Origin of the sequence: Pseudomonas sp. GM_Psu_1, assembly GCF_026544185.1 — a bacterium.
In the GTDB taxonomy this organism is placed as follows: Bacteria; Pseudomonadota; Gammaproteobacteria; order Pseudomonadales; family Pseudomonadaceae; genus Chryseomonas; species Chryseomonas oryzihabitans.
On record NZ_JALNUX010000001.1, the window covers coordinates 409,568 to 423,952 of the forward strand.

16 protein-coding genes are annotated in these 14,385 nt (G+C 69.2%); 6 read left to right on the forward strand and 10 right to left on the reverse strand.

Translation table 11 applies throughout. The features are described from left to right. Positions 1 to 132 precede the first annotated feature (132 nt). Positions 133 to 417 (reverse strand): hypothetical protein, encoded by a 285-nt coding sequence (locus OXS31_RS01905; RefSeq protein ID WP_017639596.1) that lies wholly within the window; start codon positions 415 to 417, stop codon positions 133 to 135. Between the two features lie 289 nt (positions 418 to 706). Here OXS31_RS01905 and OXS31_RS01910 point away from each other — a divergent pair, with 289 nt between their 5' ends. Together OXS31_RS01910 and OXS31_RS01915 are read left to right on the forward strand one after the other, a co-directional pair. Further along, entirely contained in the window at positions 707 to 2,026 is a 1,320-nt protein-coding gene (locus tag OXS31_RS01910; protein ID WP_267397645.1) for a Na+/H+ antiporter NhaC family protein, read from the forward strand. Positions 2,027 to 2,096: 70 nt separating this feature from the next. Then, entirely contained in the window at positions 2,097 to 3,038 is a 942-nt protein-coding gene (locus OXS31_RS01915; RefSeq protein WP_181085571.1) for a GNAT family N-acetyltransferase, read from the forward strand. On the opposite strand, the gene OXS31_RS01920 is transcribed toward OXS31_RS01915, so the two are convergent. The 5 genes from OXS31_RS01920 to OXS31_RS01940 form a co-directional block, all read right to left on the reverse strand. After that, the gene (locus OXS31_RS01920) at positions 3,035 to 3,265 is read right to left on the reverse strand and encodes a DUF2934 domain-containing protein (protein WP_150340491.1); all 231 of its coding nucleotides are present in this window, start codon (positions 3,263 to 3,265) and stop codon (positions 3,035 to 3,037) included. The two genes, OXS31_RS01915 and OXS31_RS01920, sit on opposite strands and share 4 nt — an antisense overlap. A gap of 175 nt (positions 3,266 to 3,440) precedes the next feature. Further along, on the reverse strand, positions 3,441 to 4,268 hold the full coding sequence (locus OXS31_RS01925) for an AraC family transcriptional regulator (protein WP_267397656.1): 828 nt from the start codon (positions 4,266 to 4,268) through the stop codon (positions 3,441 to 3,443). 36 nt (positions 4,269 to 4,304) lie between these two features. Next, positions 4,305 to 4,616: an AzlD domain-containing protein gene (locus tag OXS31_RS01930; RefSeq protein WP_267397659.1), complete on the reverse strand. Its 312-nt coding sequence runs from the start codon at positions 4,614 to 4,616 to the stop codon at positions 4,305 to 4,307. Further along, positions 4,613 to 5,305 carry an AzlC family ABC transporter permease gene (locus tag OXS31_RS01935; RefSeq protein ID WP_267397661.1) on the reverse strand — a complete coding sequence of 231 codons (693 nt, stop codon included), beginning with the start codon at positions 5,303 to 5,305 and terminating at the stop codon, positions 4,613 to 4,615. Before OXS31_RS01935 ends, OXS31_RS01930 begins: the two co-directional genes overlap by 4 nt. Positions 5,306 to 5,381: 76 nt before the next feature. After that, positions 5,382 to 6,140, reverse strand: a complete 759-nt coding sequence (locus OXS31_RS01940; protein WP_267397849.1) for a ParA family protein — start codon at positions 6,138 to 6,140, stop codon at positions 5,382 to 5,384. A 229-nt stretch (positions 6,141 to 6,369) separates the two neighbouring features. Between OXS31_RS01940 and OXS31_RS01945 the strand changes: the two genes are divergently transcribed. Next, positions 6,370 to 7,164, forward strand: coding sequence for an OBAP family protein (locus tag OXS31_RS01945; protein ID WP_169854910.1), 795 nt, complete (start codon positions 6,370 to 6,372; stop codon positions 7,162 to 7,164). Between the two features lie 44 nt (positions 7,165 to 7,208). Further along, on the forward strand, positions 7,209 to 7,754 hold the full coding sequence (locus OXS31_RS01950; protein ID WP_267397664.1) for a GNAT family N-acetyltransferase: 546 nt from the start codon (positions 7,209 to 7,211) through the stop codon (positions 7,752 to 7,754). On the opposite strand, the gene OXS31_RS01955 is transcribed toward OXS31_RS01950, so the two are convergent. Together OXS31_RS01955 and OXS31_RS01960 are read right to left on the reverse strand one after the other, a co-directional pair. Beyond that, positions 7,720 to 8,796, reverse strand: a complete 1,077-nt coding sequence (locus OXS31_RS01955) for a zinc ribbon domain-containing protein (protein ID WP_267397666.1) — start codon at positions 8,794 to 8,796, stop codon at positions 7,720 to 7,722. The genes OXS31_RS01950 and OXS31_RS01955 overlap by 35 nt on opposite strands. Positions 8,797 to 8,850: 54 nt before the next feature. After that, a complete protein-coding gene (locus OXS31_RS01960) occupies positions 8,851 to 9,696 on the reverse strand; it encodes a membrane protein (protein ID WP_027597462.1) in 846 nt (281 codons plus the stop codon). 127 nt (positions 9,697 to 9,823) lie between these two features. Here OXS31_RS01960 and OXS31_RS01965 point away from each other — a divergent pair, with 127 nt between their 5' ends. Next, the gene (locus OXS31_RS01965; protein ID WP_267397668.1) at positions 9,824 to 10,513 is read left to right on the forward strand and encodes a YoaK family protein; all 690 of its coding nucleotides are present in this window, start codon (positions 9,824 to 9,826) and stop codon (positions 10,511 to 10,513) included. Continuing rightward, the gene (locus tag OXS31_RS01970; RefSeq protein WP_267397670.1) at positions 10,510 to 12,141 is read left to right on the forward strand and encodes a hybrid sensor histidine kinase/response regulator; all 1,632 of its coding nucleotides are present in this window, start codon (positions 10,510 to 10,512) and stop codon (positions 12,139 to 12,141) included. Before OXS31_RS01965 ends, OXS31_RS01970 begins: the two co-directional genes overlap by 4 nt. On the opposite strand, the gene OXS31_RS01975 is transcribed toward OXS31_RS01970, so the two are convergent. Beyond that, the gene (locus tag OXS31_RS01975; protein WP_042134554.1) at positions 12,134 to 12,775 is read right to left on the reverse strand and encodes a response regulator transcription factor; all 642 of its coding nucleotides are present in this window, start codon (positions 12,773 to 12,775) and stop codon (positions 12,134 to 12,136) included. The genes OXS31_RS01970 and OXS31_RS01975 overlap by 8 nt on opposite strands. 119 nt (positions 12,776 to 12,894) lie before the next feature. Continuing rightward, positions 12,895 to 14,298, reverse strand: coding sequence for a NorM family multidrug efflux MATE transporter (locus OXS31_RS01980; protein WP_267397676.1), 1,404 nt, complete (start codon positions 14,296 to 14,298; stop codon positions 12,895 to 12,897). Positions 14,299 to 14,385 lie beyond the last annotated feature (87 nt).

Below are 14,385 nucleotides of genomic sequence, written 5' to 3' on the forward strand. Positions count from 1 at the left end.
GTGGATGAGGCGGCGCCGTCATCCACCCTAAGACAAAGCCCCCATCTCACTCCGAACGACCCCCTCTCCCTCAGGGAGAGGGCCGGGGTGAGGGAAGACTCAGCCAACCCTCACTTCCCCCAACCACCCCGCTCAACTCTCGAACCGCTGCACCCGCGGGCCGCGCTGGCGCAGGTCGGCGAGGCTTTCCGGGCTCAGGGTGCCGATCGCCCGATCGAGGTCGCGCTGCAGGTCCTTGATTACGGTGGCCAGGGTGGCGGTGCATTCCAGGCTGCACAGGGGAATGGCCTTGGTGACCGTGACCGCGCGGGCGGTGTCGGTGACGGTGAACAGCAGAGTACGATCGGCGCGACGGGGGACCGCCAGGCAGGAGTGCGGACTGAAGGCGGTGATCAGCATGTCGATGGCGTCTTGCATGGGCAGTTCGTCCTTGGCGTGACCGTGAAAGCGTCCGCGTCAGACGCCTTCCGTCCATGAAAGGTTCATTCCAGAGCGCCTGCATTAAGGTGGGGTCATGCCAAGGCGTACGGCACGTCGGCTCGCCCGGCTGCAAGCGACTCGCGCCAGGCGCCGCCAGGGCTTTTCCACCCGCCCGCGGCAGCGGCCATGGTGGATAAGTCGCACGCCCCGCCATCCATCCCCGGCCTTTGACGCCCGCGCCGGGCTGCGGCAGAGTGCGCGCCCCTTTGGTGGTGCGGAGTCGGCGATGAATGCGGTGGTGGTGGCGGTAGGACTGATGCTGGTCCTGAGTCTGGCGCGGGTGCACGTGGTGGTGGCGATGATCGCTGGCGCCGTGGCCGGTGGTCTGGTGGGCGGCCTCGGGCTGGAAGGCACCCTGCTGGCCTTCAACGCCGGCCTGGGCAATGGCGCCAAGGTGGCGCTCTCCTATGCGCTGCTGGGCGCCTTCGCCGTGGCCATCAGCCAGTCGGGGCTGGCGCACATGCTGGCCGATCGCGCCCTGGCGCTGATGGAACGCCAGGCGGCCCAGGGCGGACGCTCGCTGCGCTGGGCGCTGCTCGGCCTGCTGCTGGCGGTGTCCATCGCCTCGCAGAACATCCTGCCCATCCACATCGCCTTCATCCCGCTGCTGGTGCCGCCGCTGCTCTATGTGCTGACGCGCCTGGAGCTGGATCGCCGGCGGCTGTCCTGCGTCATGACCTTCGGCGTGATCGCCCCCTACATGTTCCTGCCGGTGGGCTTCGGCAGTCTCTATCTGCACGACATCCTGCTGGCCAGCGTGTCCCGTGCCGGGGTGGACGTCAGCGGCGTGGATCCCAGTCGCGCCATGCTGCTGCCGGCCCTGGGCATGGTGGTCGGCCTGCTGCTGGCGGTCTTCGTCAGCTATCGCCGGCCGCGACAGTACGATCTCAACCTGGTGGCGCGCACCGAGCGGGCCGACCGTCCCTATAACGGCCGCACCCTGCTGGTGGCGCTGATCGCGGTGATCGCCGCCTTTGGCGTGCAGCTCTGGCTGGACTCCATGATCCTCGGCGCTCTGGTCGGCTTCGTGGTCTTTACCGCCACCGGCGTGGTGCGCTGGCGCGAGGCGGACGACCTGTTCAGCGAGGGGGCGAAGATGATGGCGGTGATCGGCTTCATCATGCTCACCGCCGGCGGCTTCGCCGAGGTGCTGACCGCCACCGGCCAGATCAAGGACCTGGCCGCCACCGCCGCCGGCCTGATCGGCGACAATCGCGCCCTGGGCGCGCTGCTGCTCCTGCTGCTGGGCATGCTGGTGACCCTGGGCATCGGCTCATCCTTTTCCAGCGTGCCCATCCTCGCCGCTATCCTCGGCCCGCTATGTCTGCACCTCGGCTTTTCGCCGCTGGCCATCGTCTGCCTGATCGGCACCGCCGGAGCCCTCGGTGACTCGGGTTCGCCGGCTTCGGATTCCACCCTGGGCCCCACTTCCGGCCTCAACGTGGACGGCCAGCACAGCCATATCTGGGATACCGTGGTGCCGTCCTTCCTGCACTTCAGCCTGCCGATGCTGCTGTTCGGCTGGGCCGCGGTGCTGCTGCTGTAACCGGCGATTGCCGCCCGGGCGCAAAGCCCCGGCCGGGCGGGTCCAAGGCCTACAGCCAAGGAGTCGCCCCATGTCCACCCCCGCCTTCAGTGTCGAACCCCTGACCGCCGCCGACCTGCCGGCCACCACCGAGGTGGTGCGCCTGGCCTTCGCCACCTGGATGGGCGCCGCCGAACCGGGCGAATTCTGGAACGACCGCGACTATGTGCGCAGTCGCTTCGCCGCACCCCACACCGCCTGGTTCAAGGCCCTCGACGGCGCGCGGCTGGTCGGCGCCATCTGCGTCACCCGCTGGGGGCGCCACGGCATCCTCGGCCCGCTGGCGGTGCATCCGGACTACTGGGACGCCAAGGTGGCCAAGGCGCTCATGGGCGCCGCGGTCGCGCAGCTCGATGCCTGGCAGCTGGTCCATGCCGGACTCTTCACCTTTCCCGACAGTCCGCGTCACCTGGGGCTCTACCAGGGCTTCGGCTTCTGGCCGCAGACCCTGACCGCGGTGATGGCGCGGCCGGTGCAGGCGCAGGCCGCGCCGCCGGCGCTGCGCTTTTCCCTGGCGGCCGAACCCGACCGGCTGCTGGCGGCCTGCGCCGACGTGGGTCGGGCCAATGCGCCGGGGCTGGATGTCTCCGCCGAGATGGCCGCGGTGCGCGCGCAGGGGCTCGGCGAGAGTCTGCTGCTGCAGGATGCGCAGGGCCGGGCGGAGGGCTTCGCCGTCTGCCACTTCGGGCCCCACAGCGAGGCGGGTACCGGGGTCTGCTATGTGAAGTGCGCGGCGGTGCTGCCCGGCGCGGGCGCGGAGGCGCGCTTCGCCCGGCTGATCGCCGCCTGCGACGGCCTGGCCCGGGACCACGGTCAGCAGCGACTGCTGGCCGGCGTCAATACCGCTCGCCGGGGCGCCTACCAATGGCTGCTGGCTCAAGGCTTTCGCAGCGAGATCCTGGGCATCACCCTGCACCGGGGCGACGCCCATTACGATCACCCCGAGGTCTGGCTGCTGGACGACTGGCGCTAGGCCTGGGTGCTGTCTTCAGGATTCTTCTTGCGCGAGCGGCTGCGCGGCTTGGGTGCCGGCGGAGCGACGCTGCTCTGGATGCCGCCGACCTGGGTCAGGTTGTCGTCGGGCTGGTCTTCCAGTTCGCGATTGGCCTGGAACCAGTGCTCGAAATCCTGGCCATGGGGACGACCTTCGCGTTCCCAGATTTCATAGGCGCGCTGGCGGATGCGTTCTTCGAGGGTCATACCGGTAACTCCAAAGGGGCAGGGGAGAGCGGCCGGCAGCGCCGGCGCTCTTCCTGACTAGGCCCGAGGCGACCGGGAAAAGTTTCTCCGAGGCTTGCGGTGAGTCAGGCGCCGTTGCCGCTTGCCGGGCTCTGGCAGGCCGCTTTTGCGGCCAGGACCGTTCGTCGGGCCCTGGCTAGCCCTGCCAGGCGCGGCGATAGGCGCCTGGCGCCACGCCGTAGGCCTGCTTGAACTGGCGAGTGAGATGGCTCTGGTCGGCAAAGCCCAGCTGCAGGGCTACCTCCAGGGGCGCCCAGCCGGCGCGCAGCAGGCCCTGGGCGCGGGTCAGGCGCTGCTGCTTGAGCCAGGCGTGGGGCGGCAGGCCCGTCGCCCGGCGGAACACCCGCAGGAAATGAAAGGGCGACAGCCCTACCGCCTGGGCCAGTTCTTCGAGGCTGGGCGGTTGCTGCAACTGCTGGCCGAGCAGTTCGCGGGCGCGCTGCACCGCCAGGGGTTCGCGGCCCGGTTCCGCCAGGGCGCCCAGGCGGGCATGGCGGCCGAACAGCAGGAGCAGCGCCTCGCGCCAGGCGGTCTGCTGCTCCAGCGCCTCGGCGCCGCCATCGGCCAGCCGATGCAGCTGGCCGAAGGCCGCGCTCACCTGAGGGTCGTGCAGCACGCTGGTGGCGAAGGCCGGGGTGGCGTCCGGCGGGCGTCCCAGCTCGGCGAACACGGGGCCCAGCTGCGCCAGCGTCGGATAGAAGCCGCGGTACTGCCAGCCTTCCTCGACCGCCGTGGCCCCGGTGTGCAACTCGTCCGGATTGATCAGCACCATGCTGCCGGCCGCGGCCAGGTGCTCGGCGCCGCGGTGGCGAAAGCGCTGGGCGCCGCGCTCGATCACGGTGAAGACGTAGCCCTCGTGCACATGGGGCGCGAAGCGCTGCCGCCGATACTGGGCGTGCAGCAATTCGACCCCGCCCAGTCCGTGGGCGGACCAGAGGCGGGCGTTTTCTTGTCGTTCTTTCATCACGTTCTCGCGCGGGCCTGACTCCACCTTAGCGCGCTACAACAGCCAGCGCAGCAGATAGAACACCCCCATGCTCAGGACCACCGTGGTCAGCACCCGCCGCGTCCAGAGCATCAGCCCCACGGCCGCCAGGCCGGCCAGCAGGTAGGGATTGAGCAGGGTGGCGGTCAGGGAGGCGTCGCCCGAGATCAGGATGGGCCCGCAGATGGCGGTGAGCATCCCCGGCACGGCGAATTCCAGGAAGGTGCGCAGGTTACGTCCCAGGCGCAACGGCAGGCGCGGTTCGAGGAAGACATAGCGATTGAAGAGCACCAGGGCGGCCATGCCGAGCAGGGTGGCAATGATCATGCCCAGGATTCCCGCAGCCGGCGCACGACGAAGCCCACGCTCATCCCGGCCAGCCCGCCCAGTACCAGGGCGCCCTGCCACTGCAGCTGATGCAGCCAGACCGAGACCAGCAAGGCGGTGAGCACGCAGGCGACGGTGGCCAGGTCGCGTACCAGCGGTACCACCAGGGCGATGAAGGTGGCGGCGATGGAAAAGTCCAGGCCCAGGGCACCGAGGTTCGGCAGCACCCGTCCCAGCAGCAGGCCGGCGAGGGTGAACAGATTCCACAACAGATAGAAGCTCAGGCCCATGCCCAGGGCGCGCCAGCGATCGAAGCTGGCCGGTTGCTCGGCATGGTTCAGGGCGAAGAATTCATCGGTGAGCAGGAAGCCGAAGCCCAGCCGCCAGGGAAGTGACTGAGGCGCCAGCACCCGTCTCATGTGCAGGCCATAGAGCAGGTGCTGGGAGGTCAGCAGCAGGGTGGTCAGCAGGATGGCGGCGAGGCCCGCACCGGCCTTGAGCATGCCCAGGGCCACCAGTTGCGCCGCGCCGGCGAACACCAGCAGGGAAAAGGCCTGGCCTTCCAGGACACTGAGTCCGGTCTCGATGGCCAGGGCGCCGACCAGCAGGCCCCAGGGCGCGCAGGCCAGCGACAGCGGCAGGATCTGCCAGGCGCCCTGGGCAAAAGCGCGGCGGCGGGAAGGGGGCATCGGCAGGGCTCCTGCGGGCAAGGGATGCCCAGGATGCCGCGCCTATCCCTGGCTCGTCTTGAACGTTCTTGCGCCCTCAGCCTTCCAGCAGCGCGAACAGCTCCAGATACTGCTTGGTCAACTTGTGGCTCGGGTCCAGGTGGATCAGCGGACGATGCTGCTGGTGCGATTCGCGCATCTTCACCGAGGCCATCAGCGGCGCCGCCAGCACCGGCAGGTCGCGCGCCTGGAGTTCCTCGATCAGCTGCCGCGGGGTGCTGGCCTGGGCGTGGTACTGGTTGATGACGATGCCCTCGACGGCGAGCTTTTCGTTGTAGTCCTCGCGGATCTCCTCCAGCTCCTCGATCAGGTCGTAGAGCGCCTGCTGGGCGAAGACATCGCAGTCGAAGGGGATCAGGCAACGATCGGCGGCGATCAGCGCCGAGATGCTGTAGAAATTCAGCGCCGGCGGGGTGTCCAGGTAGATGCGGTCATAGTCTTCGCCAAGCTTGTCGAGGTACTTGGCGAGCTTCTGGATCTTGTACTTGGATTCGAGCTTGAACTGCAGCTCGGTCAGCTCGCCCGAGGCGGCGATCAGATCCAGATTCGGCCAGGCGGTGGCGTGGATGTTGGCCTGGGCCTTCTTGCCGCCGCTCAGGGTCTGCTTGAAGAAATCGGCGATGCCGTGGGGCAGGTCGTCGCCCACCTCGCCGGTGAGGTACTGGCTGGAGTTGGCCTGGGGATCGAGGTCCACCAGCAGGGTGCGATAGCCCTCGTGGGCGCTGATGGCCGCCAGGTTGCAGGCGATGCTGGACTTGCCGACACCGCCCTTCTTGTTGAAGACCACGCGGCGCAGGGCATGACCGGAGGGAGAGCTGTGTGCGTTCATTGAGTCGTCCCGACAGTGAGAGGAGCCTGGGTGCAAAGGTGTGGCTGTGGCGTTTCGCTTATACCGAAAGGCCAGGCGCGGACGATGACGAATTTATGGCCGTTGCATGACATTCGTATGACGAGCCTAGCGCAGCGGTGGAACCTAGGCGTCCGCCCGGGCTTCGAACTCGGCAAGCTCCCGTCGAGAATGCGCCATGACCCTCCGCCGATTCCCCGCCTTGCTGCTGCTCGCCTGCGCTCCGCTGGCCCAGGCCGCCAACGACACCCAATCGCCGGTCCCGGTGCCGGGTGCCCCCGCCCAGACCGATACCCGCGTCCTCGAAGCCGGGGCCGATGTCCTGCAGCGCAAACCGCCCATCGCCGCCCTCAACACCTACCTGGACGGCTTCCACTTCTACAACGGCCATCCCCACAGCCAGATGGAGGCCCATCACTATTGCAGCGTCCTGGGCGAAGAGATGTTCCAGTGCGTGATCTACGACGGCAATGTCGCCGATGCCAAGCTGATGGGCGTCGAGTACATCATTAGCGAACGGCTGTTCAAGACTCTGCCCGAGGCCGAGAAGGCGCTCTGGCACAGCCATGTGCACGAGGTGAAGTCGGGCCAGCTGGTCGCGCCCGGCGTACCCCAGGTGGCCGAGCACCGGCTGATGGACAAGCTGGTGCACACCTACGGCAAGACCTGGCACACCTGGCATACCGATCAGGACCTGGAGCTGCCCCTGGGCGTGCCCCAGCTGATGATGGGCTTCACCGCCGACGGCCAGCTCGATCCCAAGCTGCTCGCCGAGCGTGATCGCCGCCTGGGTATCTCGTCCAGCGAGACCAAGGCCGCCCGTGCCGACCTGCCGACCCCCGCGGTCGCCCCCGGCGCCAACGCCTGGCAGCAGGGCCAGGTCATCCAGCTGCAGGACCCCACCGGCCAGTTGCACAAGCACGACGGCGAGCACACCGAAAAGGGCGTCAATACCAGTTCGAACAAGCCCTGAGAGTTGGGTTAGGCTCCAGGCAGGTAGCCGTCTGGAGTCGACCCATGTCCTTGCCCACGCTATATACGCCTCGGCTGGTGCTGCGGCCTCTTCAACTGGAGGATGCCCAGGCGATCCAGCGAATCTTTCCGCAGTGGGAGATCGTACGCTACCTCTCGGCCAGGGTGCCCTGGCCCTATCCTGCGGACGGTGCCCTGAGTTTCGTCCGTGATCTGGTTCTGCCCGGCATGGCTGCCGGTACCCATTGGTGTTGGACGCTGCGGCTGCAGGCGCAACCTGACGAGCTGATCGGCCTGGCCAGTCTGCAGGAGGAGCCAGATAACCAGCGAGGCTTCTGGCTCGATCCCGGGTACTGGCGCCAAGGGCTCATGAGCGAAGCCTGCGTCGAACTCAATCGCTACTGGTTCCAGGCACTTGGACGGCCGAGTTTGAGGGTGACCAAGGTGATTGCCAATGAAGGCTCCCGCCGGCTGTCGCAGCGCGAAGGCATGCAGCCTGTCTCCTGCCTGGAGATGGACAGCGTGAGCGGACGGCTACCGGCGGAGTGCTGGGCGCTCACCCGGACGCAGTGGTTGGCGCAGCAGGGATAGTCCCGGACCCACGTGCCGCTGTCCCACAGGCGTGGCAGAAGTGCGCGAAGGCGCTCTTGCGCGTCTGGCAGGCGCCGCAGTGGTCGTGCAGGCCGATGCCGCAATGGGGGCAGAAGTCGATCCCCGGGTCCTTGAGGTCCACCGGCCGCTCGCAGCCCGGGCAGACGCCCTTGGCCAGCCGCGCCAGGGCGGTGTCGTAGTGCAGTTCTTCGCGTCGGACGGTGTCCGGCTGGGCTTCCTTGAGCGCCAGGCGGGCGCGATAGTCCTGCAGGGCGCGGATGGCGTAGCGCCCGCCCAGGACCGTCAGCAGGATGCCCACCAGATAGCGCACATAGCCGCCATAGCTGGGCAGATAGGGCACCAGTTCGACAAAGAAGGCGAACAGCGCGAAGAAGATGAAGCCCCAGACGAAAGGCCACCAGGTGCTCTTGCGCTGGCGGACGAATAGCCAGGCGGCAACGGCGAGCAGGGGAAGCGTCAGCGCCAGGCGATAGAGGAAGACCCGCAGTTCGGCCTGTTGGCGGGCGTCGAGCCAGGCCTGCTGGGCCGCGTCGCTCAGCTCGGCCAGGCTGCGCGCGGCGGCGGCTGCGTGCTGCTCGGCATCCAGTAGCGCCTGCTCCTGGCGTTCGACCTCCTGCTCGGCGGCGCGCTCGCCGGCCTTGAGCGCGTCCAGGGCGCGGCTGCGAGCGATCAGCTCGGCGTCCTGCTCGGGGCGCTGGGTGGTCTGGCGGGTCGCCAGCCAGTTGTCGAAGGTCTCGCGATTGGCCGTGTAGCTACGCGCGGCGGCGGCCTGCTGCAGCTGGGCCTGCTCAAGGGCGTCCTGGGCCGCGCGCCGGGCCTGGTTCGCCTGGCGCTGGTCCGCTCGCGCCGTGGCGGTGGCCGCCGGATCCATGAAGTCTTCCAGACCCTGCTGGCGCTCCACCTGGGGCAGATCGCCGACCAGGGTGCCGCCCAGGCCGATGAGAAAGCCGGCGAACACCAGCGCCAGCAGCCAGAGGCCGCGATTGAACCACTTTTCCGAGAGTCGCAGCGATTTGCCCATGGGTCCCTCCAGGTCGAAAGAAGGCACAGCTTAGCCGCTCCCCGGGCGCCCCGCTCAGGCCAGCTTGATCGCCACCACCCCGGCGACGATGGCCAGGCCGGCGCAGACGCGCCCCAGCGGCAGACTCTCGTGCAGCCAGAAGACCCCGATCAGCAGGGCGAACAGCACGCTGGTCTCGCGCAGCGCCGAGACCAGGCCGATGGGCGCCTGGGTGGTGGCAACGATCACCAGGCTGTAGGCCAGCATCGACATGACCCCGCCAGCCAGCCCGGCGCGCCAGTGCGGACCGAGGCCGGCAAAGGCCGAGCCGCCACGACTCAGGCGCAGCACCAGCGCGGCCACCACGCCGTTCACCGCGAACAGCCAGAGGGCATAGGCCACCGCATCACCGCTGGCGCGCGCGCCCAGGGCATCGGCCAGGGTGTAGGCGGCGATGAAGCTGCCGGTGGTGAAGGCGCAGACCAGCAACGCCAGGCTGGGCGGCGTGCCGCGCCGGGCCCCGAGCAGCGCCATCAGGGCGAGACCGGTCACCAGCAGGCCGAGGCCGAGCAGGGCGGGCGGCGACAGCACTTCGCCGAGGGCGAGAAAGGCCACCCCGCTGACCAGCAGCGGGGCGCTGCCGCGGGAGAGCGGATAGACCTGGCCCAGGTCGCCATAGCGATAGGCGCGGGCGAGAAAGGCGTTGTAGCCGATGTGCAGCAGGGCGGAGAGGGCGATCCAGGGCCAGGCCGCGGCCGCGGGCAGGGCCACGAAGGGCAGGGCCAGCAGGGCGGCGACGCCGGCGCCGATTTGGATCAGGCTGGCGGTGAGAAAGCGATCGAGGCCGATCTTGAGCAGGGCGTTCCAGCCGGCGTGCAGCAGGGCGGCGAGCAGTACCAGGGCGAACAGGGGCGTGGTCACGAGGCCTCCGGCCAGGCGGGTCCATCAGTCTAGCCCAGGGCGCCTTCCGGAGCGTCGCCCATGGCGTCCGGGCGCGTCACGTCGCACACTGATGGCCGTCTTTTTTCGCTCAGCCAGGATGGCTGCCATGCACACCTCTTCCCCCCTTCCACCCGCCGCTCTGCCGGTCGCGCCGCGCCACGGCGCGGTCGGCCTGGCGCTGGTCGCCGGCCTGTCGCTGCTGGCCGGCATGACCGATGCCATCGGCTTTCTCGCCACCGGCGATTTCGTCTCCTTCATGAGCGGTAATACCACCCGTCTAGCAGCCGAGGTGGCGGCAGGCCGCTGGGCTGCGGCGGGGCACCTGGCGCTGGCCATCGGCACCTTCGTGCTGGGCAATGCCGGCGGCGTACTGCTGCAACGGCTGACCCGCCAGCGCGCCTGCCTGCTGCTCGGCCTGCTGGCCCTGCTGTTGGCGCTGGCGGCCAGTCTGCCCCTGGGCCCGCTGGCGCTGCTGATCGGAGTGTTCGCCATGGGCATGGTCAATGCGGTGGTGGAGCAGGTCTATGGCCTGCCCATCGGCCTCACCTACGTCACCGGCGCCCTGTCGCGCTTCGGGCGCGGTCTGGGTCACTGGCTGCTGGGCGAGCGGCGACGCGGCTGGCGCATCCAGCTGGTGCCCTGGCTGGGCATGCTGCTCGGCGGGGTGCTCGGCGCTGCGCTGGAAGCGGGACTGGGCCTGGCGGCCTGGTACGCCAGCGCAGCCCTGGCCGCGATCCTGGCGGTGATCTTTCGCCTGATCCCGCGGGCCTGGCAACTGGGCTATCTGGCGTCATGAGCGCCGCGACCCAGACCCTGGGGGTCAGCGCCCGCGATCCCGAACTGGGCCAGGCCAAGGTTCGGTTGGCCTTCATCCTGCCGGCCTCGACCTACATCATCGGCGCCTGGGCCTGGGGGCTGTTCGACACGTCCATCCTGCTGGCCAACCTGCTCTGTTACGCCCTGTTCGCCGTGGCGGCCGTCGGCCTGTTCGTCGAGGTCCGGCGGCGGCCGGGGGTCAAGCCCTGGCGACGGCTGCTGGCCATGAGCCTGGACTTCAGCGCCATCACCTTTTCCTCCATCACCAGCGGCGAGGCTCTGCTGCCGCTTTTCGGCGTGCTGCTCTGGGTCACGGTGGGCAATGGCCTGCGCTATGGACGTGGCTACCTGCTGCTGGCCACCGGACTGTCGCTGACCGCCCTCGCCGCCATCATTGCCGGGATGCCCTTCCTGCAGCGCTATCCCACGGTGGCCCTGATGATGCTGGTGACCGCGCTGCTGGTGCCCGGCTACGTGCATTTCCTGCTGACCCGCATCCAGGATTCGCTGCGCGAAACCCAGGCGGCCAACCTGGCCAAGGCGCGCTTCCTGGCGCAGGCCAGCCATGACCTGCGCCAGCCGATCCATTCCATCGGCCTGTTCACCGCCTGCCTGCGCGACGGCCAGCTGAGCGCCGATCAGGGCCGGCTGGTCGACAACATCGACCGCTCCCTGCTCGGCGTCGAGCAGCTGTTCCGCTCGCTGCTGGACATCTACACCCTCGATCAGCAGCAGGTCAGTCCGCGGCGCACGGTGGTCGACCTGGATACCCTGTTCGGCGACCTGGTGCGGCAGAATGCCGAGGCGGCGCGCTGGGCCGGGGTGGAGATCCGCTGGCGCGCCTGTGGGCTGCAGGTCTACAGCGACCCGGCGCTGCTGCTCACCTCGCTGCAGAATCTGCTGTCCAACGCCCTCAAGTACGCCCCGGGCAAACCTCTGCTGCTGGCGGTGCGCCGGCGCCAGGGCCAGCTCGCCCTGGTTGTCTACGACCAGGGACCGGGCATCGCCGCCGAGCACCTGCCGCACCTGTGCGAGGAGTTCTACCGGGTGCGGGAGACGCGCGATCGCGACATCGAGGGCGTCGGCCTGGGGCTGTCCATCGTGCAGCGCATCGCCACCCTGCTCGATCTGCAGCTGACCATCCGTTCGCGCCCCGGCCGCGGTACCGCGGTCAGGCTCCAGGGCCTGCCGCTGGCCACCTTGCCGCTGGAAGCGCGGCCACGGCCGGTGAACGGTCCCCAGCACCTGCTCGCCGGTTGGCGGGTGCTGCTCATCGAGGACGATGCCAACGTGTTGCTGGCCACCGCGACCCTGCTGCGCAGCTGGGGTTGCGAGGTCACCACCGCCACCAGCATCCCCGCCGGCGCCGTGAGTTGCGACCTGGTGATCACCGATTTCGATCTGGATCGCAGTGCCTCGGGCGCCGACTGCATCGCCTATCTCAATCGGCTGCAGGGCCGGCGCATCCCGGCCATCGTGGTGACCGGGCACGACATTCCCCAGGTCCAGCAGGCGCTGGGCGACGCCGAGATCCCGGTGCTGGCCAAGCCGGTGCGACCGGCGGAATTGCGCGCCCTGCTGCTGGCCTTTCGCGTCGCGGCTAGCTGAGCGAGCGCTGGGCGCCGAGCCCGGCCTTGGCGCCAAAGGCGGCCGCCGCCGCGCGGGTGCCGACGCCCAGGGTGCGCAGCAGCGCGGAAACATGGATGCGCACGGTAAAGGGCGAGATGGCCAGGATCCGGGCGATCTCCTTGTTGCTCAGGCCCTGGGTGATCAGGCCGAGCACCTCCAGCTGCCGCGGCGTCAGCGCCTGCAGCCGGTGGTCGGGCGCCAGACTGGCCGGAGCCAGATTCGGCATGGCATAGCGCACCACCGGTTGCCCGGCGAGGCAGTCGGCGATCGCCTCGGCCATGGCCGCTGGCGGCAGCGCCTTGCCGATGAAGCCATCCACACCCGCCGCCAGGATATGCTCGATCACCGTGGCGTCTTCCAGCATCGAGACCACGATCAGGGTGCTGCGCCTGAATTCCTGGCGCAGGGCGCGCAGCGAAAAGCTCAGGTCCTGGCCAGGATAGAGCAGGTCCAGCAGCAGCCCACTGGGCGGCTCGCCCTGGCGTGCCAGTTCCAGGACCTGTTGCAGACTATCGGCCTGCTCCACCTGCGCCTGCGGCTGCAGCTGGCGCAGGATGCGCACCAGGCCTTCACGAAACAGCGGATGGTCGTCGGCGACGATGAAACGTTGCATCTCTGGCTATCCTGGGGGCCCTGGACACCGGGCGTTACGCCGGGGTGGCCCAAAATGGCTAGTCTAGCGCAGGCCCCAAGGGTGGACCACTTGGTAAAACGCTTGGGCTGCCGCAGCGCTCAGCCGTCTTGCGCCAGGCCACGCGGCGCGGCCAGCGGCTCCGACAGGTCCTGCACGGCACCTGCGCCCAGCTGCCGCCGCATCAGCCACTCGAAGGCGCCGGTCAGCAGCAGCGCCGCACAGGCCAGGCCGAATGCCAGGCCCCACCAGACGCCATGGGGGCCGATACCCAACCGGACGCCCAGCAGCCAGGCGCCACTGGCGCCGATCAGGCAGTAGCAGAGCAAGCCGCCGTAGAAACCCAGGCGCGCCTGGCGGATGCCGCGCAGTGCCCCTTGGGCGATGCTCTGGGTGCCATCGAAGATGACGAACACCGCCGCGATCAGCACCAGCTGCCGCGCCAGCTCACTGACCGGGCTGTGGCCATCCGGCAGAAACAACCCCACCAGCCAGGTGGGAAAGCTCCAGAACAGCAGGGCGATGCCCAGCATCACCAGCGCGCCGCCGCCGATGGCCAGCCGCCCCACCAGCAGGGCTTCGCGCGGCCGCCCGGCGCCCTGGTGCTGGCCGATACGGATGCTGGTGGCGTAGGAGAGGCCGGCTGGCAACATGAACACCAGATACACCAGCTGATTGGCGATCTGGTGGGCCGCCAGGGCGGTGGCGCCGAGGGCGCCCATGCACAGCGCCGCGGAGAGGAACAGGCAGGCTTCCACCGCATAGGTACCGCTGATCGCCAGGCCCTGGCCGAGGGTGTCGGCGAGGGCACGACGATCCGGGCGGCGCAGATAGCGGCGCAGGGGATAGGCGGCATAGGCCGGATGGCGGGAGATATACAGCGCCAGGCCCAGGGCCGCGCCATTCATCACCACCGCGGTCACCGCGCCGATGCCCGGCAGCCCGGGTTGCGGCAGGCCGCCCCAGCCGTGCAGCAGCGCCAGGTTGAACAGGGCATTGAGCACCGCCGCGCCGAGCACGATGGTCAGTACCGGTCCGGGGCGCTCCAGGGCGCTGGTGAAACCCCGCAGGGTCATGAACAGCAGATGGCCGGGCAGGGCGAAGGCCAGGCAGCGCAGGAATACCCCGGCCGCCTGGCGACTCTCTTCCGGCTGGCCGGCCAGGGCCAGCAATGGCTCGATATGCCACAGCAGGGTGCCGGCCAGCAGTGCCAGCACCGCGGCGATCCAGATCCCGGCCGCCGTCACCGCCGCCACGCCCTCGGTATCGCCCGCGCCCCGGCGCAAGGCCGCCAGGTTGGCCACTGCGGTGATCACCCCCACGCAGATCACCGAGACGAAGGAATAGACCGCCGCCCCCAGGCCGCCACCGGCCAGGGCGGCCGGGCCCAGGCGTCCCATCATCAGGGTGTCGGTGAAGACCATGGCCACATAGGCCAGCTGCGCACCGATCAGGGGCAGGGCGAGGCGCAACAGCGCGAGCAACTCGTGACGCGGCAGAGACATGGGTGGATCTCGCTGAGCAGGGCCGACTTTGACAAGAACTCATTGTTGGATGCGGTCGCGCCTTCCACAATCGGAAAATAGCCATGC

Coding starts and splice junctions, on each gene's coding strand:
- OXS31_RS01905 (WP_017639596.1), bottom strand. CDS start 417: ATGCAAGACGCCATCGACATGCTGATCACCGCCTTCAGTCCGCACTCC.
- OXS31_RS01910 (WP_267397645.1), top strand. CDS start 707: ATGAATGCGGTGGTGGTGGCGGTAGGACTGATGCTGGTCCTGAGTCTG.
- OXS31_RS01915 (WP_181085571.1), top strand. CDS start 2,097: ATGTCCACCCCCGCCTTCAGTGTCGAACCCCTGACCGCCGCCGACCTG.
- OXS31_RS01920 (WP_150340491.1), bottom strand. CDS start 3,265: ATGACCCTCGAAGAACGCATCCGCCAGCGCGCCTATGAAATCTGGGAA.
- OXS31_RS01925 (WP_267397656.1), bottom strand. CDS start 4,268: ATGAAAGAACGACAAGAAAACGCCCGCCTCTGGTCCGCCCACGGACTG.
- OXS31_RS01930 (WP_267397659.1), bottom strand. CDS start 4,616: ATGATCATTGCCACCCTGCTCGGCATGGCCGCCCTGGTGCTCTTCAAT.
- OXS31_RS01935 (WP_267397661.1), bottom strand. CDS start 5,305: ATGCCCCCTTCCCGCCGCCGCGCTTTTGCCCAGGGCGCCTGGCAGATC.
- OXS31_RS01945 (WP_169854910.1), top strand. CDS start 6,370: ATGACCCTCCGCCGATTCCCCGCCTTGCTGCTGCTCGCCTGCGCTCCG.
- OXS31_RS01950 (WP_267397664.1), top strand. CDS start 7,209: ATGTCCTTGCCCACGCTATATACGCCTCGGCTGGTGCTGCGGCCTCTT.
- OXS31_RS01955 (WP_267397666.1), bottom strand. CDS start 8,796: ATGGGCAAATCGCTGCGACTCTCGGAAAAGTGGTTCAATCGCGGCCTC.
- OXS31_RS01965 (WP_267397668.1), top strand. CDS start 9,824: ATGCACACCTCTTCCCCCCTTCCACCCGCCGCTCTGCCGGTCGCGCCG.
- OXS31_RS01970 (WP_267397670.1), top strand. CDS start 10,510: ATGAGCGCCGCGACCCAGACCCTGGGGGTCAGCGCCCGCGATCCCGAA.
- OXS31_RS01975 (WP_042134554.1), bottom strand. CDS start 12,775: ATGCAACGTTTCATCGTCGCCGACGACCATCCGCTGTTTCGTGAAGGC.
- OXS31_RS01980 (WP_267397676.1), bottom strand. CDS start 14,298: ATGTCTCTGCCGCGTCACGAGTTGCTCGCGCTGTTGCGCCTCGCCCTG.